At 63.8% G+C, this 17,801-nt stretch carries 14 protein-coding genes; 6 read left to right on the top strand and 8 right to left on the bottom strand.

The features are described 5' to 3' along the window. Positions 1–1,646 (top strand): histidine kinase dimerization/phospho-acceptor domain-containing protein (locus EOA38_RS08315; protein ID WP_127298926.1); only part of this gene is annotated, 1,646 nt, incomplete at its 5' end. A 349-nt stretch (positions 1,647–1,995) separates the two neighbouring features. Here EOA38_RS08315 and EOA38_RS08310 read toward each other — a convergent pair. After that, positions 1,996–3,954 carry an acetoacetate--CoA ligase gene (locus tag EOA38_RS08310; protein ID WP_127298925.1) on the bottom strand — a complete coding sequence of 653 codons (1,959 nt, stop codon included), beginning with the start codon at positions 3,952–3,954 and terminating at the stop codon, positions 1,996–1,998. A gap of 264 nt (positions 3,955–4,218) precedes the next feature. Here EOA38_RS08310 and EOA38_RS08305 point away from each other — a divergent pair, with 264 nt between their 5' ends. Further along, positions 4,219–6,120 (top strand): AsmA family protein, encoded by a 1,902-nt coding sequence (locus EOA38_RS08305; RefSeq protein WP_127298924.1) that lies wholly within the window; start codon positions 4,219–4,221, stop codon positions 6,118–6,120. Positions 6,121–6,205: 85 nt separating this feature from the next. Here EOA38_RS08305 and EOA38_RS08300 read toward each other — a convergent pair whose 3' ends face one another. The 6 genes from EOA38_RS08300 to EOA38_RS08275 form a co-directional block, all read right to left on the bottom strand. Continuing rightward, positions 6,206–7,024, bottom strand: coding sequence for an ABC transporter permease subunit (locus tag EOA38_RS08300; protein ID WP_126092569.1), 819 nt, complete (start codon positions 7,022–7,024; stop codon positions 6,206–6,208). Further along, positions 7,021–7,986, bottom strand: coding sequence for an ABC transporter permease subunit (locus EOA38_RS08295; RefSeq protein ID WP_127298923.1), 966 nt, complete (start codon positions 7,984–7,986; stop codon positions 7,021–7,023). The genes EOA38_RS08300 and EOA38_RS08295 overlap by 4 nt, the downstream gene beginning before the upstream one ends. Before the next feature lie 9 nt (positions 7,987–7,995). Then, positions 7,996–9,135, bottom strand: a complete 1,140-nt coding sequence (locus EOA38_RS08290) for an ABC transporter ATP-binding protein (RefSeq protein WP_126092567.1) — start codon at positions 9,133–9,135, stop codon at positions 7,996–7,998. 181 nt (positions 9,136–9,316) lie between these two features. Beyond that, complete coding sequence (locus EOA38_RS08285; protein ID WP_127298922.1) at positions 9,317–10,414, bottom strand: polyamine ABC transporter substrate-binding protein; 1,098 nt, start codon at positions 10,412–10,414, stop codon at positions 9,317–9,319. Between the two features lie 341 nt (positions 10,415–10,755). After that, positions 10,756–11,706 carry a DMT family transporter gene (locus tag EOA38_RS08280; protein ID WP_127298921.1) on the bottom strand — a complete coding sequence of 317 codons (951 nt, stop codon included), beginning with the start codon at positions 11,704–11,706 and terminating at the stop codon, positions 10,756–10,758. A 165-nt stretch (positions 11,707–11,871) separates the two neighbouring features. Beyond that, positions 11,872–13,320: a helix-turn-helix domain-containing protein gene (locus EOA38_RS08275; RefSeq protein ID WP_126092564.1), complete on the bottom strand. Its 1,449-nt coding sequence runs from the start codon at positions 13,318–13,320 to the stop codon at positions 11,872–11,874. A gap of 251 nt (positions 13,321–13,571) precedes the next feature. On the opposite strand from EOA38_RS08275, the gene aceA reads away from it, so the two are divergent. From aceA to EOA38_RS08260, 3 genes are all read left to right on the top strand, one after another. Further along, positions 13,572–14,861 carry an isocitrate lyase gene (gene aceA, locus EOA38_RS08270; RefSeq protein ID WP_126092563.1) on the top strand — a complete coding sequence of 430 codons (1,290 nt, stop codon included), beginning with the start codon at positions 13,572–13,574 and terminating at the stop codon, positions 14,859–14,861. 55 nt (positions 14,862–14,916) lie between these two features. Continuing rightward, entirely contained in the window at positions 14,917–15,159 is a 243-nt protein-coding gene (locus EOA38_RS08265; protein ID WP_067327258.1) for a hypothetical protein, read from the top strand. 223 nt (positions 15,160–15,382) lie between these two features. Beyond that, a complete protein-coding gene (locus EOA38_RS08260) occupies positions 15,383–15,835 on the top strand; it encodes a response regulator (RefSeq protein WP_127298920.1) in 453 nt (150 codons plus the stop codon). A 10-nt stretch (positions 15,836–15,845) separates the two neighbouring features. Here the strand turns inward: EOA38_RS08260 and EOA38_RS08255 are convergent, their stop codons facing one another. Further along, positions 15,846–16,559 carry an HAD family hydrolase gene (locus EOA38_RS08255; RefSeq protein ID WP_127298919.1) on the bottom strand — a complete coding sequence of 238 codons (714 nt, stop codon included), beginning with the start codon at positions 16,557–16,559 and terminating at the stop codon, positions 15,846–15,848. A gap of 172 nt (positions 16,560–16,731) precedes the next feature. On the opposite strand from EOA38_RS08255, the gene EOA38_RS08250 reads away from it, so the two are divergent. Further along, positions 16,732–17,801 (top strand): glutamine synthetase family protein (locus EOA38_RS08250; RefSeq protein WP_145965933.1); only part of this gene is annotated, 1,070 nt, incomplete at its 3' end.

Genomic DNA, 17,801 nt, shown 5'->3' with positions numbered 1-17,801 from the left:
GTTCCGATAGCGACAGCGCCCTGCCCGCGGTCGAAAGGCCTGTCGAAGCGAAAGCGGTATCGCCGGAACGGCCGCGCCTCGAGATGCCGCCGCTCAAGCTCGAAGGCTTCGTGCCGTCGGCCTTCTCCACCGGAGAGGAAGCGAGGGCGCCCGACACGTCCATCGTCGCCAGGCTGCCGGTGCCGCTGCTCATCCATTCCGGCGATGTGCTGCATTACGCCAATGACGCCTTCCTCGAGCTCACCGGCTATGACGCGCTTGAGGACCTTACCGATGCCGGCGGGCTTGGCGCATTGTTCGCCGAGCATTACGCCAACGACGGCGAGGCCGACGAAAGCGACCGTTCGCTGAAGCTCACGACCCGCCAGGGTCAGGAATTCCCGATCGATGCGTTGTTGCGCTCCGTGCCGTGGCGCGGCGGCAAGGCGCTGATGCTGGTGGTGCGCCGCACGGGCGAGGACGAGTCGCCAGCGGCGAGTTTCAGCGCGGCGAATGACGAGCCGAGCCAGCAGCCGGATGTTTCGGAGCTGAAGTCGCGCATCGCCGAAATGCGCACCATCATCGACACCGCCACCGACGGCGTGGTGCTGATCGGCCGCGACGGCAATATCCGTTCGATCAGCCGCCCCGCGGAAGCCCTGTTCGGCTTCGACACCGATGAGATCGCCGGCAAGCCCTTCGCTTCGCTGTTCGCCATCGAGAGCCAGCGCGCGGCACGCGACTATCTCGCCGGCCTGTCCGAGCCGGGCGTGGCGAGCCTGCTCAATGACGGCCGCGAGGTCATCGGCCGCGAGGCGCAGGGACGCTTCATTCCGCTGTTCATGACCATCGGCAGGCTGCCCAACGACAGCGGCTTCTGCGCCGTCGTGCGCGACATCACACAGTGGAAGCGCGCCGAGGAAGACCTCACCCAGGCGCGCGCCGTGGCCGAGCGCGCCTCCTCGCAAAAGACGGATTTCCTCGCCCGCATCAGCCATGAGATCCGCACGCCGCTCAACGCCATCATCGGCTTTTCCGAACTGATGGTGGACGAGAAGTTCGGCCCCGTCGCCAATGACCGCTACCGCGACTATCTGCGCGACATAAACCGGTCGGGCAATCACGTGCTCGACCTCGTCAACGACCTGCTCGACATCTCCAAGATCGAGGCCGGCCAGCAGGAAATGGCCTATGAGGCTGTATCGCTCAACGACACGCTGGCCGAGACAGTGGCGATGATGCAGCCGCAGGCCAACCGCGAGCGCGTCATCATCCGTTCCAGCTTCGCCTCGCGGCTGCCGGAAGTGGTGGCGGACTTGAGAAGCGTGCGCCAGATCGCCCTCAACATCCTATCCAATGCCATCCGCTACACACAGGCGGGCGGTCAGGTGATCGTGTCGACCGCCTACGAGGCCTCCGGCGACGTCGTCATGCGCGTGCGCGACACCGGCATCGGCATGACCCAGGCCGAGATCGAACAGGCGCTGAAGCCGTTCAAGCAGATCAATGCGCTGAAGCGCGGACGCGGCGACGGCACCGGCCTCGGGTTGCCGCTGACCAAAGCGATGGTCGAGGCGAACCGTGCCCGCTTCACCATCACGTCAACTCCCGGCGAAGGCACGCTGGTCGAGGTCGGCTTCCCTTCCACGCGCGTGCTCGCCGAATAATCGCGTCTTGAGCGGTTCACCGTTCCACGAAAACGGCAAACCGCTCTATCTCTTTGTTTTGACGCAATTCCGGACGGAAAACCGCTGCGCACTTTTCTGGAATTGCTCCAGGAAAAGAAAAAGGCGTCCAGTGGACGCCTTGAAAGATGGGATTGCTGTCACAACGGGGACTTGAGCGAATCTGATCCTCAGGGGACGAGGAACGGGATTTCTCCCTCAAGTTATACGCGACTATCGGCGTCGTCCCTTAACAAGTCCTTACCGGGGGCCGAAAAAATTTACGAATGTGTACCACTCGTGAAATCTAGGTAAATTCGGTCGCCAGAATTCGTTTACCATTTCGAGGCGCTTATTCCGCCAACTGCGGCAGGTTCCTGAACAGCTCCAGCGCCTCGGGGTTGGCGAGCGCTTCCTTGTTCTTGATGGCGCGGCCGTGGACGACGTCGCGCACGGCGAGCTCGGTGATCTTGCCGGACTTGGTCCTTGGAATATCGGTGACGGCAACGATCTTGGCCGGCACGTGGCGCGGGCTGGCGCCGGTGCGGATCCTGGCGCGGATGCGCTTTTCCAGATCCTCGTCGAGGCTGACGCCGGCGGCCAGCCGGACGAACAGCACGACGCGCACGTCATTGTCGAAATCCTGGCCGATGCAGAGCGCCTCCAGGATTTCGGGCATCTGCTCGACCTGGTTATAGATCTCGGCCGTGCCGATCCTGACCCCGCCCGGGTTGAGCGTGGCGTCGGAGCGGCCATGGATGATGATGCCGCCATGCGCCGTCCATTCGGCGAAGTCGCCATGACACCAGACATTGTCGAAGCGTTCGAAATAGGCCGCGTGGTACTTCTTGCCTTCAGGGTCGTTCCAGAAGCCGATCGGCATCGCCGGGAAGGCTTTGGCGCAGACGAGCTCGCCCTTCTCCTGCCGGATCGGCTTGCCGTCGTCGTCCCACACGTCGACGGCAAGGCCGAGGCCCGGTCCCTGGATCTCTCCGGTCCAGACCGGCTCTATAGGCACGCCGAGCACGAAGCAGGAGACGATGTCGGTGCCGCCGGAAATCGAGGCCAGATGCACGTCCTTCTTGATGCCGTCATAGACGAAGCGGAAATCCTCCGGCGACAGCGGCGAGCCGGTGGACGAGATGGTGCGCACGCTGCCAAGGTCATGGCTCTTGATGGGCTTCAGCCCTGCCTTGCGCACGGAATCGATGAACTTCGCCGAGGTGCCGAAATAGGTCATCTTCTCCGCGTCGGCGAAATCGAACAGCGCATTGCCGTCGGGATAGAAGGGCGAGCCGTCATAAAGCAGAAGCGTCGCGCCCGAGGCGAGGCCCGAGACCAGCCAGTTCCACATCATCCAGCCGCAGGTGGTGAAGTAGAAGAAGCGGTCGCCGTCGAGCAGGCCGGCATGCAGCCGCTGTTCCTTGACGTGCTGGGTCAGCGTGCCGCCTGCCGAGTGCACGATGCATTTCGGAATGCCGGTAGTGCCCGATGAGAACAGGATGTAGAGCGGGTGCGAAAACGGCAGCCGCTCGAAAGCGAGCGCCTTGGCGGCGAAGGGCGAGAGCGCTTCTTCCAGCGCCGCCGCCTTGTCGATGGTGGCGGCGACATCGGCCGAGGTGCCGAGATAGTCGACGATCAGCACCTTGCGCACGGTCGCCAGTTTCTCGGCCACCGCCCGGACCTTGTCGGCGACCTCGATCGCCTTGCCGTTGTACCAGTAGCCGTCGGGCGCGATGAAGACGACCGGCTCGATCTGGCCGAAACGGTCGAGCACGCCCTGCTCGCCGAAATCGGGCGAGCAGGAGGACCAGACCGCGCCGATCGAACTTGCTGCCAGCATGGCGGCGATGGTCTCGGGCATGTTGGGCATCATGGCGGCGATGCGGTCGCCCTCCTTGACCCCAAGCGACAGGAAAAGCTGCTGCAGACGCGAAGTGAGTGCGTTGAGCTCGTTCCAGGACAGCCGGCGCTCGACCTTGTCCTCGCCGCGAAAGACGATGGCCAGGCCGCCGCCGGTCTTCTTCAAAAGATTCTCGGCGAAATTGAGCTTTGCGTCGGGGAAGAAGGCGGCGCCCGGCATCTTCTCGCCATCGACGAGAACCCGCTCGCCCTTGTCGCCGACAAGGCCGCAGAAATCCCAGACCAGGCTCCAGAACGCTTCGCGATCGTCGATCGACCAGCGATGGAGTTCGGCATAGCTGGAGAAAGTCTCGCCTGACTTCTCGGCGGCGGCCTTCATGAAGGCAGTCATGGGCGCGGAGGCGATCCGGTCCTGCGTCGGCGTCCACAAGGGGGTGTCGGCGGCCATGATCGTTCCTCCCAAAGCGCGTCGCGATTGCGGCAGTTAAGCCTGATATCGCCTGCGTCGTTGTCCCAAAACCGGCGTGGCGTTTGCGGGCCGGACGGGCCTATGGCTTATGCATACCGCAGCGCGGCAGGGCAAGATTTTGTTGGAATGGCCGGCACGGAACGGGCGTAAATGCCATGGCAAGGCCATAAAGACTTGAAAAGCGTCGGCGCTCGGTTACACCCGTCGGGCGGTTTTGTCGGCAATGGAAGCATACGGGGCGAGATGCCATCATCTTTGATCCGGCGGGGGGTATGGGTGATCGGCGTTGCGGTGCTGGTCATCGCGCTGGCCGTGGCCGCCCTGCCGCTGATTGCCTCGACCCGCATCGTGCGCGACCGCATCGCCTGGGAATTGAGCGCCTGGAGCGGTTTTCGCGTGACGATCGACGGTTCGCCGCGCATCGAGGTGTGGCCGAAGTTCCGGGCGATCCTCAGCGATGTGACGCTGTCGCAATGGACCGAGACCGACGCGCCGCCGGTGATCGAGGCCGAGCGCGTCGAAGTCGACCTCTCGGCCATGGCCGCCCTGCAGGGCGACGTCCAATTCTCGACGGCAAGGCTGGTGCGGCCGACCATCAGGGTCGAGCGCACGGCGAGCGGCTTCTATCTGCCGCCGCTGCCCAGCGGCGGCCGCATCACGCGCTCGATCGACACGGCGCGCGGCGTGGTCACCGCGAACCCGCAGAAGCCCGATCTCGGCAGACTGCCCTCCGATCCGTTCGGCACCGTCGAGTTCCGCGACGGCCGCGTCGTGACCTCGGCGAGCGGCAAGGACATCGAGATGCTGAGCAGCCTCAGCGGCCAGGTGAACTGGGCGGCGATGAACAGCGACGCCACGCTCACGGCGACCGGCATATGGCGCGGCGAGAGCGTCCAGATCGATTTTTCCTCGGCGAGGCCGCTGGTGCTGTTTGCCGGAGGCACCGCGCCCGTCACGTTCGCCTTCAAGGCCGCGCCCGCCACCCTCTCCTTCGACGGCGTCGCCTCGATGTCGGACAACGCCTATCTGGACGGCCAGGCGAAATTCGCCGCTCCTTCGCTGAGACGCCTGCTTGAATGGTCGCAGGCCGGCATCGCGCCGAGTGCCGCGATCGGCTCCGTCTCGGTCGCCAGCAAGGTAACGGCGTCGGCGGGACGGGCGAAATTCGAGAACACGACAGTGGCGCTCGACAACAATCCCGGCATGGGAGCGCTGGACTTTTCGTTCAGCGAGGCCCTGCCCGTCATTTCCGGCACGCTTGCCTTCGACACGCTTGACCTTCGATCGTTCCTTTCCGCCTTCACGCCGATCGCTCCCACCGGCGACAAAGGCCCAGGCGAGATCGACACCAGCTTCGCCGACAAGATCAACCTCGATCTCAGGCTGTCGGCGGCGCACGCCACCGCCGGCCCGGTACAACTGGCCGACGTCGCCGCGACCGCGCAGGTCAAGAACGGGCTTGCCGTCTTCGACATCTCCGACGCGTCAGCCTTCAACGGCAACATCCAGAGCAGCCTGCGTTTCGACCGCAAGCCGGACGGCACTCAGGTCGAGATGCGGCTCCTGGCGTCGGATGTCGACACCGGCGCCTTCGCCACCGCGGCGGGGATGACGCGGCTGGTGCCCGCCGGCACCGGTACAGTCTCGGTCATCCTCAAGGGGCCAGGCAAGGCCTGGGACTCGATCTTCGAGAATGCCGATGGGTCGTTCTCGGCAACATTCGGGCCGGGCTCGCTCAACGGCCTCAACCTGCCTGCCTTCCTCAAGCGGAACGAACAGGGCGGGTTCTTCGCGCTCGACGACGTCTCCGATGGCTCGCTGCCGATCGACGGCGCCGAGATCAAGGCGAGCATCTCGAAAGGCGTGGCGCGGCTGGACAAGGCCGAGGTCAATTCCCAGAAGTACAAGATCTGGCTTTCCGGCATCGCCTCTTACGCCGGGCACGGGCTGGCACTCTCCGGCGGCATCATTCGGAACGGACAGCCGGCACAACAACCCGCGCAGCAACCGCCGCTGCAACCGGCCGCCGGCGACCAGGCGGCCGTGCAGGCGCCGCAGCCCCCGAACCAGTCGCTGTTCTTCGTCGGCGGCAACTGGAGCACGCCGTTCATCTCGCCGATCAGCCGCGGCGTTTCGGGCCAATAAGGTTCGGCAAAAGGCCCGCAGATGTTCTCTCCGCACGAGGTGGGGAGGAGAACGGTGGGCGCCAGTCTCGCCCACCGTCTGTTGCCTACCCGCGCTGCGCCGCCTGCTCGTCGCGCTGGCGCTGGACTTCGCGGCGCTTGTTGGCGATCGAGGCAATGATGACGCCGATCGCGACGACGGCGATCAGGATCGTGCAGGCGGCGTTGATCTCCGGCGTCACGCCGAGGCGCACCTGGCTGTAGATCTTCATCGGCAGCGTCGTGGCGCCCGGACCCGACGTGAAGCTGGCGATGACCAGATCGTCGAGCGACAGCGTGAAGGCCAGCATCCAGCCGGAGACGATGGCCGGCATGATGACCGGCAGGGTGATCTGGAAGAAGGTCTTCACCGGCGGCGCGCCGAGGTCCATGGCGGCTTCCTCCAGCGAACGGTCGAAGGAGACCAGGCGCGACTGCACGACGACGGCCACGAAGCACATGGTCAAGGTGGTGTGCGCGAGCGTGACCGTGAAGAAGCCGCGGTCGAGCCCGACCGCCACGAAGAGCAGCAGCAACGACAGGCCGGTGATGACTTCCGGCATGACCAGCGGCGCAAAGACCATGCCGGAAAACAGCACCCGCCCCTTGAAGCGCGTGTAGCGCGTCAGGGTGATCGCCGCCAGCGTGCCGAGCACGGTCGCCACGGTGGCCGAGATGACGCCGACGCGCGCCGTCACCCAGGTGGCGTCCATCAGGCCCTGATTGTGGAACAGCGACACGTACCATTTGGTCGAGAAGCCGCCCCAGACGGTGACCAGCTTCGATTCGTTGAAGGAAAAGACGATGAGCAGCACGATCGGCAGATAGAGGAAGGCAAAGCCGAGCACGATCGAGGTGACGTTGAAGCGGCTCCAGGTGGCGTTCATTTGCCTTGCTCCTGCGCGCGCGCCTGGGCCTGCTGGAAGAACATGATCGGAACGGTCAGCACCAGGAGCAGGATGACCGCCACCGCCGACGAGACCGGCCAGTCGCGGTTGGCGAAGAACTCGTTCCACAGCGTCTTGCCGATCATCAGCGTCTGCGAGCCGCCGAGAAGGTCCGGGATGACGAACTCACCGACGGCGGGGATGAACACCAAAAGGCAGCCGGCGATGACGCCTGGCAGCGACAGCGGAAAGGTGATCTTCCAGAAGGCTCCGGTCGGTGGGCAGCCGAGGTCCTGCGCCGCCTCGATCAGCGAATAATCCATCTTCTCCAGCGAGGAATAGAGCGGCAGCACCATGAACGGCAGGTAGGAATAGACGATGCCGATGAAGATCGCGGTGTAGGTGTTGAGGATGACCAGCGGCTGGCTGATGAGATGCAGCGACAAGAGCATCTGGTTGAGCAGCCCTTCCGGCTTCAGGATGCCGATCCAGGCATAGACGCGGATCAGGAACGAGGTCCAGAACGGCAGGATCACCAGCATCAGCAAGGTCGGGCGCACCGTCGCCGGCGCGCGCGCCATGCCATAGGCGATCGGATAGCCGACGATCAGCGTCAGCACCGTCGAGATGGCGGCGATGATCAGGCTGGTCACATAGGCGTTGAAGTAGAGCGCGTCCTGGGTGAGCCAGGTGTAGTTGTCGAAGTTGAGTTCGCGCAATCCCGCGAGGAACCCGGAAACGCCGTCGGTGAAATCGAGCACGGGCGTGTAGGGCGGCATCGAGATCGCCGTCTGCGACAGCGAGATCTTGAAGACGATGATGAACGGAACGAGGAAGAAGAACAGCAGCCAAAGATAGGGGACGATGATGACGAGGCGGTCGACGAATCCCTTCGCCAGCCTGGTCGGCAGCGCTGCGGCGGTTTCGGTCGACGGGGCGGCCGTAGCGGCGACGTTGGTCATGGGTCGCTCCTACCTGGTCAGCACGACGCCGGCGTCGGGCCGGAAGGAGACCCAGGCGCGGTCGTTCCAGGTCAGCGGGTCCTCGGTGACGCGCGAGGCGTTCAACGCGCTTGCCCGGACAATCTGACCGTCGTCGAGCCTGATGTGATAGACGGTCATGTCGCCGAGATAGGCAACGTCATAGACCTCGCCCTGCAGGGCATTGACGGCGTCGGCCGGCTTCTTCGACGAGACCTTGATCTTCTCAGGCCGGATCGCGAAGACGATGTCGGCGCCGTTGGCGGCATCGGCGGCGTTCTCGACGACGATCTGCGCCCCGGTCGCGCCGGTGATGCGCGTCGTATTCGCCGCCCGCTCGGCGACCTTGCCCTCGAACATGTTCACATTGCCGACGAAATGCGCCACGAAGCGCGAGGTCGGGGCCTCATAGATTTCCGCCGGCGTCGCCACCTGCATCACCTCGCCCTTGTCCATGATGGCGATGCGGTCGGCCATGGTCATGGCTTCTTCCTGGTCATGGGTGACGACGACGAAGGTGAGGCCGAGTTCCTGCTGCAGGTCCATCAACTCGAATTGCGTCTCCTCGCGCAGCTTCTTGTCGAGCGCGCCGAGCGGCTCGTCCAGAAGAAGCACCTTCGGCCGCTTGGCGACCGAGCGGGCCAGCGCCACACGCTGGCGCTGGCCGCCGGAAAGCTGATGCGGCTTGCGCTTGGCGAACTGCTCGAGCTTGACCAGCCTGAGCATCTCGGCGACGCGCTTTTCGATGTCGGAGGCAGGCATGCCTTCCTGCTTGAGGCCGAAAGCGATGTTCTTCTCCACCGTCATATGCGGAAACAGCGCATAGGACTGGAACATCATGTTGACCGGTCGCCTGTAGGGAGGGATGCCGCGCAGGTCCTGGCCGTCGAGCAGGATGCGGCCGGCCGTCGGCTCCTCGAAGCCCGCGAGCATCCTGAGCAAGGTCGACTTGCCGCAGCCGGAGGCGCCAAGCAGCGCGAAGAATTCACGCTCGAAGATGGTCAGCGACAGATTGTTGACGGCGGTGAAGTCGCCGAACTTCTTGGTCACCTTGTCGAACTGGATATACGGCTTGGCGTTCGGATCATTCCATGGCGCGAAATCCCTGCGGATGCTGCCAAGCGATTTCATTGTCCCCACTCCGGTTCTGCTTCATGCCGCTAGACGGTTCATCGTTTCAAGGAAACGCAGAACCGCTTTCGCCTTTTTGTTCTTGTCGCAATTCCGGACGGAAAACCGCTTCACACTTTTCCTGGAATTGCTTCTAAAGAACGCGACCCCGGCAGCTGGCTGCCGGGTCGCGTCTCGATGCTTATTGGCCGGTGACGATCTTGGTCCAGGTGCGCGTGATGACGCGCTGTGTCTTGGGATCGTATGGCTGCACGGTATAGAGCTTCTTGGTCGTCTCCTCATCCGGATAGACCGAGATATCCTCCAGCAGGGCCTTGTCGACGAACTGCTGCGAGGCCTTGTTGCCATTGGCGTAGAGCACGTAGTTCGATGACTTGGCGATCACTTCCGGCGTCATCATGTAGTTGATGAACTCAAGCGCCGCGGCGACATGCGGCGCATCGGCCGGGATCGCCATCTGATCGAACCACATCTGGGCGCCTTCCTTCGGCACCGAATAGCCGATCTCGACACCCTGCTTAGCTTCCTCGGCGCGATTGCGCGCCTGGAACACGTCGCCCGACCATCCCACCGCCAGGCAGATATCGCCGTTGGCCAAAGCATTGATGTATTCGGACGAATGGAACTTGCGGATATAGGGCCGGACCTTCAGCAGCGCTTCCTCGGCCTTGGCGATGTCGTCGGGCGAGGTGCTGTTCGGGTCGAGGCCGAGATATTTCAGCGCCGCCGGAATGATGTCGGCCGGCGAATCCAGCACATAGACGCCGCAATCCTTCAGCTTGGCCAGGCTCTCCGGATTGAAGAACACGTCCCAGCTGTCGATCTTGTCGGTGCCAAGCGCTGCCTGCACCTTCTTGACATTGTAGCCGAGACCGACGGTGCCCCACATATAGTTGACCGAGTATTCATTGCCCGGATCGTACTTGGCGGTGCGCTCCGAAACCACATCCCACATGTTGGAGATGTTGGGCAGCTTCGACTTGTCGAGCTTCTGGAACACGCCGGCCTGGATCTGGCGCGCGAGGAAGTTGGCGCTGGGCACGACGACGTCGTAGCCGCTGCCGCCGGCCAGCAGCTTGGTCTCCAGTATCTCGTTGGAATCGAAGGTGTCGTATACGACCTTGATGCCGGTTTTCTTGGTGAAGTCATCGATGATCGAGCTGTCGATATAGTCCGACCAGTTGTAGACGTTGACGACGCGGTCCTCTGCATGGCCGCCTGCGGCAAAGAGGGTCAGGAATGCCGAGGTCGCCGAAAGCAAAAGCGCTTTGCGGATCATGATGTTCTCCTTTGGTGAATGTTCCCCTGCCGGCTCGGCGCGATAAGGGCGCGGGGCGGCGTTTGGTTCAGATTATTGAGCTTTCCGGAAGGCAACAGGCGCGAGCCGCTGGTGCCGTGCCGGATCGTTGAGCAGCGGTTGCAGCCCTTGCACCCCCTCCGGGAAGGTATCAGGGCGGCGTCAGCGGCGTTCGCCGCGGCGTAAGCAGAAGTATGACGTTGCGGTCCGGCCCCGATGAGGCCGGCGGAGACACTTGGCAAGATACGCCTGTCTTGTTGTTGCCGTAATTGCAGCCTGCCCGCCCGGCGACACGCTTGTCAATGGCAAACGCTTATGTAGCATCAATTAGGGGCCGGCAGGCCTGTGATGCCGGGCCGCTCGGGGCGTGTCTGCCGCTTGAACTCAAATGCGATATGGACAAGCAGCGCCGTGACGACGACCGCGCCGCCGATGATGGTGCGCACCGACGGCACCTCGGAATGGACGAGCCAGACCCAGATCGGGCCGAGGATCGGCTCGAAGGTGCCGAGCAGCGCCGCGATGGCGGCCGGCACCAGCCGCGCGCCCATGGCGAAGAAGGCAAGGCCGACGCCGAGATTGATGACGCCGAAGGCAAAGAGAAACCCCATGTCGCGCGCGGGGACGGCGAATTCCGTGGCCTGGGAGGCAGCAAAGGCACCGGCAAGCAGCGCGCCGAGGCATGTGGCCGGCACCATGCGCACATGGGCGAAGCGCCGGGTGATCACCGTCGCGAACGAAAACATCACCGCGATCAGCAGAGCCAGCCCATCGCCGATCGGCGAGACGGACCCGCCCAGGGATTCGGAGACCATGATGGCGACGCCGGTGATGACGGCGGCAATGGCGACCCAGGTCCCCGGGCTCACACGTTCGCGAAACAGCACCCAGGCGAGCAAGGCCGCCAGAAGCGGCACGCCGGCCTGCATCAACAAGATGTTCGCGACCGTCGTGTAGGCGAGCGCGACGATGAAGCTCGTCGAAGCGGTGGCGAAGCAGAAGGCGACGCCGAGCCCGGGCAGGCCCATGTCGCGGAACAGCCTCGAGGTGCCACGCCAGCCATCGCGCCAGAGCATGAAGGCGATGAGGAAGACCACCGCCCAGAGCGAGCGCCAGAACACCACGGTCCAGCTGTCGCCGACATGGATGAAGCGGGCGATGGTGCCGCCAAAGCTCCACATCAGCGCCGACAGGAAGACCAGCAGCATGCCGATCCGCTCCTCGCGCGGCGAGACGGCAGGCAAGGCAATGCGGGGCGATGCGGTATCGGACATGGCACAACTGTCAGCGAGTTGCGGGTGGCACGATCCACCGGGGACGACAAGACGATGTCCCATTCGCGTAGCGCAAAGGCGGGCGCCAGGCGTGATCCAGCAACCGCTGAAATGTGGGACAAAGCCAACGCGCTCCCCGAAAACCGCGGGCCTTGGGGGCAGGCGCTATCCCTGGAAATCGAAAGCGCTGAGGCCGGTCACCATCTCGTCGAGGCCGAGCGGGCGCGTCACCGGCGGCTCGGCGCGGGCCAGGCAGCCGACGCGCTCGCAGAGCCTGCAGGCCGGACCGACCGGCGTTGCCAATACCGTGCCCTGCGCGGCCTTGCCGGCGAACGGTCCGGGCAGCGCCGCGCCGTAGACGATCTCGTCGCGAAAGCCGATGTCGCAACCAAGCAGAAGCGCGGTGCGCCGCGGCCGTTCGGAGAAGGCGCCCTGCGGCCCTTCGAGCGTGCGGGCGATGCAGAGGAACTCGGCGCCGTCGGGCATTTCCACCGCCTCGACCAGGATCTGGCCAGGTTGCGAAAAGGCGGCATGGACGGGGAGCTTCGGACAGGCGCCGCCGAAGCGGCTCTGCGGATAGCCCTGGCTGCCCGCCTTGCGGAAGCGGTTGCCGGCGTTGTCGACCTCCAGCATGAAGAACGGCACGCCAGAGACGCCCGGCCGCTGCAGCATGGTCAGACGGTTCGCCGCCTGTTCGAAGGACACGCCAAAACGGGAACGCAGGACGTCGACGTCGTAGCGGGCGCGGACCGCCGCCGCATGGAAGGCCTGATAGGGCATCATCAGCGCATGCGCGGCATAGCGGCCGAGCTCGAAGCGGGCGAGCCGGCGCGCCTCGTCAGTGCCGAGCTTCAACGCCTGGATCTCGCTCGCCACGGCGACCGTCATGCGCATCAGGCTCGCTTCCATGGCGACTTCGCGCAGCTGATCGAAAGGGGAGAGCCGCTCGGACAGGAACAGGCGCTGCGAATGGCGGTCATAGCGCCTGCGCCAGTTCGGCATGGTGGCGACGGGCAGCACCTTGACCACGATGCCGTGCTCGCGCCTCAGCCATGCCTTCAGCGCGCCGAACAGATCGTCTCCAGGATCGAGCACCGAAATGAAGGCTTCGGCTTCCTCCTCCAGCGCCGCGAAATGGTTCGGCCGACGCTCGAGGGTTTCGTGCACCTCGTCAATCGGCAGGCGGGTGCCGGACAATGCGGTCGCCCTGCCCTCCCGCGCCAGGAGCTCGTTGAGATCCGACAGCCGCTCGGCCTGCTCGCGATAAGCGCGAAACAGCTTCACCATCGCAGCGGAAGCATTGGGCGCGGTCTCGGCGAGATCGACCAGCTCCTGGTCGCCCGGCAATTCACCGGCCAGCAGCGGATCGCCGAACATCTCCTTCAGCGCCGCGATTGATCCCTTGGTCTCGCCCTGCAATTCGTGCGGGTCGATCTTGTAGACTGATGCCAGCTTGAGGATCAGCTGCACCGTCAGCGGCCGCTGGTTGCGCTCGATGAGGTTGAGGTAGGACGGCGATATGCCCAACCCCTCGGCCATCGCCGTCTGGGTCAGGCCCTTGGCGTTGCGAAGGCGGCGGATGCGCGGCCCGGCGAAAATCTTCTGGTCGGCCAACTCAATATCCTTGACAAGAATTTACATACTTTTTCCGCACTCAGCATCAATGTCGGCATTTACAAGTTTGACAAATTTACAGCGACCTTTGTCAAATGCAACACAGATTTTCCCTTATTTTTCGGCCGAAACGCTGGTTTCATTCGCGGTTTTTCGCAGCGCAATGTAAATGATGTCATATACCGACGGCGCAAATCCTTCCACAGGCGCGGCGTTCCAAGAAGTGGCTACGAACGATCTGGAGTGACCCAATGACCGATTTTTACAACCTTGTCCCATCCGCGCCCGAAGGCCGTTTCGACGGCATCGAACGGCCGTACTCGCCGGAAGATGTGAAGCGGCTGCGCGGCTCGGTCCAGATTCGCCAGACGCTTGCCGAAAATGGTGCGAACCGGCTGTGGAAGCTCATTCACGAGGAAGACTTCGTCAACGCGCTAGGCGCCATGTCGGGCAACCAGGCCATGCAGCAGGTTCGGGCCGGGCTGAAGGCGATCTACCTGTCGGGCTGGCAGGTGGCGGCGGACGCCAACACCGCATCGGCCATGTATCCGGATCAGTCGCTTTACCCGGCCAATGCGGCGCCTGAGCTGGTCAAGCGCATCAACCGCACGCTGCAGCGCGCCGACCAGATCGAGACGTCCGAGGGCAAGGGGCTTTCGGTCGACACATGGTTCGCGCCGATCGTCGCCGACGCCGAGGCAGGCTTCGGCGGGCCGCTCAACGCTTTCGAGATCATGAAGGCCTTCGTCGAGGCCGGCGCCGCTGGCGTCCACTATGAGGACCAGCTGGCATCGGAGAAGAAGTGCGGCCATCTCGGCGGCAAGGTTCTGATCCCGACTGCGGCGCATATCCGCAACCTCAACGCGGCGCGGCTTGCGGCCGACGTGATGGGGACGCCGACGCTGGTGGTTGCACGCACCGACGCGGAAGCGGCGAAGCTGCTCACCTCGGATATCGACGAGCGTGACCGGCCCTTCGTCGATTACGACGCCGGCCGCACGGTCGAAGGCTTCTACCATATCAGGAACGGTATCGAGTCCTGCATCGCGCGCGCCGTCGCTTACGCACCGCATGCGGACCTGATCTGGTGCGAAACTTCGAAGCCGGATCTCGAGCAGGCAAGGAAGTTCGCCGAAGGCGTGCGCAAGCATCATCCGGGCAAGCTGCTCGCCTACAACTGCTCGCCGTCGTTCAACTGGAAGAAGAACCTGGATGACGCAACGATCGCGAAGTTCCAGAAGGAACTCGGCGCGATGGGCTACAAGTTCCAGTTCATCACGCTGGCCGGCTTCCATCAGTTGAATTTCGGCATGTTCGAGCTGGCCCGCGGCTACAAGGACCGCCAGATGGCGGCCTATTCGGAACTGCAGGAGGCCGAATTCGCGGCGGAAGCCCACGGCTACACCGCGACCAAGCACCAGCGCGAGGTCGGCACCGGCTATTTCGATGCCGTGTCGATGGCGATCACCGGCGGCCAGTCTTCGACCACCGCCATGCATGAATCGACCGAGCACGACCAGTTCAGGCCGGCGGCCGAGTAACAGAAGAAAAGTCAGAGGAAACGCCCTAAGGGCACTTACATCGAGGAGAACAGCAATGGCATCGATCAGCCGCGTCAAGGAAAGGGCCGAAGAACAGTCGAGCGCGATGAGCGTCGACCAGCAGGCGACGATCCGCATGCTTGCCAACGACCTGCACAGGCTGAACCAGTCGGTGATGAAGGCAGTCGAGGCCGGCGTGTCGGTGGAACTGGTGCGCTCCGCCAGGCACCACGGCGGAGACGGCAACTGGGGCGATCTTTTGATCCCAGTGATCGTCACCCATCAGAGCCAAGGTTGACGTCACGTCAGCAATCTTCCGCGAGTGTCTCCCGTGCGCTATACGTTCGGGAGACTTTCGGTTTTTTCCAATTCCGCCTTTGACGACAGGGAGAACTTGCCCCGAATTTTTGTAATTCTTGCCATATTCTCATTTTCCACTATTTCAGCTTGACACCGCCGGCGATCTCGCGCCAATTGCGCTCAGGTTTCAACCCTGCATTGAATCAGAGCGCCTGCCCGCTATGTGTCCCGCCAATCGTGACGACCCTCGAAAACCAATAAAACCGGCGGAGCGCGGCGCGGCAGGCCGGCCATCCGCGGATTTCTCCAAGGTGCTTGTGGTCGGCAAATCGTCGATCAACCGGGTCGTGGTGTCGAAGATCGTGGAGAAGTCGGGGCTGAAGCCGATCTCGGAGTCACCCGAGACGGCCGGGAAAGCTCTGGCCAGCCTGGTCCCCGGCGCGGTGATCCTGGACGGCGGCCCCGACAACAAGGACTGCGACGGGCTGTTGTCCGGCATCGATGCGCTGCGGCGCGCCTCCGGCAAGGCGCTGCCTTCCGTGATCCTGCTCTCAACCAGGAATGGCACGCCGGACAGCCTTGGCCTGTCGAATGTGGTCGACGTGGTGGTCGCCAAGCCAATCACACCTGAAAGACTGCAACCTGTGATCGATCGGATGGTGGGCCGCGGCTAGACGGCGGCTTTCAGCCAGCCCTCACGATGGCCTCGACTAGGGTCGGCAGTTCGCCAAGATCGGCAATCCGGCGAAAACGCGGCGCCGCGACGGGCGCCTCCGCATGTTCGACCGCCCAGGTCAATTCGTGCGGCACATGGATGCCCCAGCCGCCGGCCTCGATGGCGGGAACCACGTCGGACTTGAGCGAGTTGCCGACCATCATGCTGTTCTGCGGACCGTCGCCATGGCGGCTGAAGATGCGGGCGTAGGTGTCGGCGCTCTTGTCGCTGACGATCTCGACCGCATCGAAGAGATCGCCCATTCCCGACTGCGCCAGCTTGCGCTCCTGATCGAAGAGGTCGCCCTTGGTGATCAGCACCAGATGGTAGGAGCCCGCCAGCCTTTCGACCGTCTCGCGCGCATGCGGCAGCGGCTCGATCGGGTGGCTGAGCATCTCGCGGCCGGCGGCCAGGATTTCGCCGATGACCAAACCAGGCACCTCGCCACCGGTGATCTCGACGGCTGTCTCGATCATCGACAAGGTAAAGCCCTTGATGCCGAAGCCGTAGAGGGCGAGGTTGCGCCTTTCGGCCTCGAGCAGCCTTGCCGCGATGTGCTCATGATCGCCGTGCTCGGCCAGCAAGGCGGCAAAGCGCTTCTCGGTCATGCGGAAGAACTGCTCGTTCTGCCACAGCGTGTCGTCGGCATCGAAGCCGATCGTGGTCAAACGTGGAGTGGACATGCGCAGACCCTTTGCGGATAGGTTTCATCTAGACCTTGTCGGCTGGCGCCGCCAGCAAGAAGACAGACGCGGCGGCAGGTCGACACTCGTTGTGGCGACTCCTGCGCCTCCCCTTCCCTTCCCCCGCGGGGCCCGGCTATACTTCGAAATCCGCAACACAATCTGGTGAATGATGCCGCCTGAAAAAAAGGAAGTCCGTCCGTCGAGCCGGGGGGGACGCGCCCGCACGCCTGCCTTCCTGAAAAGCGAACGCGGTGTGAAGAACTGGAAGGAGGCCAGCGCCTGGCTGGAATGGCGCGGCATCGAGGACATCGAATGCATCACGCCGGACCAGGCCGGCGTCGCCCGCGGCAAGATGATGCCGTCGAAGAAATTCACCTCCAACACATCGCTTGCGCTGCCTTCGGCCGTGTTCATGACGACGATCTCCGGCGGCTACCCGGAAGACGGCAACGGCTTCCACTATCCCGAGGATGACGGCGACCTGAAGCTTTTGCCCGACCTCTCGACGCTGACCGTCGTGCCCTGGGAGGAAGATCCGACCGCTGCCGTGATCTGCGATCTCGTCCACCAGGACGGCCGCTCCGTCGAATTCACGCCGCGCAACGTGCTGAAGCGCGTGCTGGCCGCCTATGACGAACGCGGCCTGAAGCCCGTGGTGGCGCCCGAGATCGAATTCTATCTGGTACGCAAGAACCCTGACCCGGACTACCCGCTGACGCCGCCCGTCGGCCGCTCCGGGCGGCCGATCGGCGGCGGCGCCGGCTATTCGATCGCCGGCGTCAACGAGTTCGACGAACTGATCGACGACATCTACCATTTCTCCGAGCGGCAGGGCCTGGAGATCGACACGCTGATCCACGAGGAAGGCGCCGGCCAGCTCGAGATCAACCTGCGCCATGGCAATCCGATCGAGCTCGCCGACCAGGTCTTCATGTTCAAGCGCACGATCCGCGAGGCGGCGCTGAAGCATGAAATCTACGCCACATTCATGGCAAAGCCGATCCAGGGGCAGCCGGGTTCGGCAATGCACATCCACCAGTCGGTCCTCGACAAGAAGACTGGCCGTAACATCTTCTCGGCCGAAGACGGTTCCGAGACCGACGCGTTCTTCCATTTCATCGGCGGCATGCAGAAGCACGTGCCGAACGCGCTGGTGATGTTCGCGCCCTACGTCAATTCCTACCGCCGGCTGACGCAGGCGGCCTCCGCGCCCGTCAACACCAAATGGGGCTACGACAA

The organism is Mesorhizobium sp. M1E.F.Ca.ET.041.01.1.1 (assembly GCF_003997355.1).
Lineage (GTDB): Bacteria > Pseudomonadota > Alphaproteobacteria > Rhizobiales > Rhizobiaceae > Mesorhizobium.
The sequence above is the reverse complement of the archived record's forward strand: the minus strand, read 5'-3'. Positions and strand labels throughout refer to the sequence as shown.

Coding starts and splice junctions, on each gene's coding strand:
- EOA38_RS08310 (WP_127298925.1), bottom strand. CDS start 3,954: ATGGCCGCCGACACCCCCTTGTGGACGCCGACGCAGGACCGGATCGCC.
- EOA38_RS08305 (WP_127298924.1), top strand. CDS start 4,219: ATGCCATCATCTTTGATCCGGCGGGGGGTATGGGTGATCGGCGTTGCG.
- EOA38_RS08300 (WP_126092569.1), bottom strand. CDS start 7,024: ATGAACGCCACCTGGAGCCGCTTCAACGTCACCTCGATCGTGCTCGGC.
- EOA38_RS08295 (WP_127298923.1), bottom strand. CDS start 7,986: ATGACCAACGTCGCCGCTACGGCCGCCCCGTCGACCGAAACCGCCGCA.
- EOA38_RS08290 (WP_126092567.1), bottom strand. CDS start 9,135: ATGAAATCGCTTGGCAGCATCCGCAGGGATTTCGCGCCATGGAATGAT.
- EOA38_RS08285 (WP_127298922.1), bottom strand. CDS start 10,414: ATGATCCGCAAAGCGCTTTTGCTTTCGGCGACCTCGGCATTCCTGACC.
- EOA38_RS08280 (WP_127298921.1), bottom strand. CDS start 11,706: ATGTCCGATACCGCATCGCCCCGCATTGCCTTGCCTGCCGTCTCGCCG.
- aceA (WP_126092563.1), top strand. CDS start 13,572: ATGACCGATTTTTACAACCTTGTCCCATCCGCGCCCGAAGGCCGTTTC.
- EOA38_RS08265 (WP_067327258.1), top strand. CDS start 14,917: ATGGCATCGATCAGCCGCGTCAAGGAAAGGGCCGAAGAACAGTCGAGC.
- EOA38_RS08260 (WP_127298920.1), top strand. CDS start 15,383: ATGTGTCCCGCCAATCGTGACGACCCTCGAAAACCAATAAAACCGGCG.
- EOA38_RS08255 (WP_127298919.1), bottom strand. CDS start 16,559: ATGTCCACTCCACGTTTGACCACGATCGGCTTCGATGCCGACGACACG.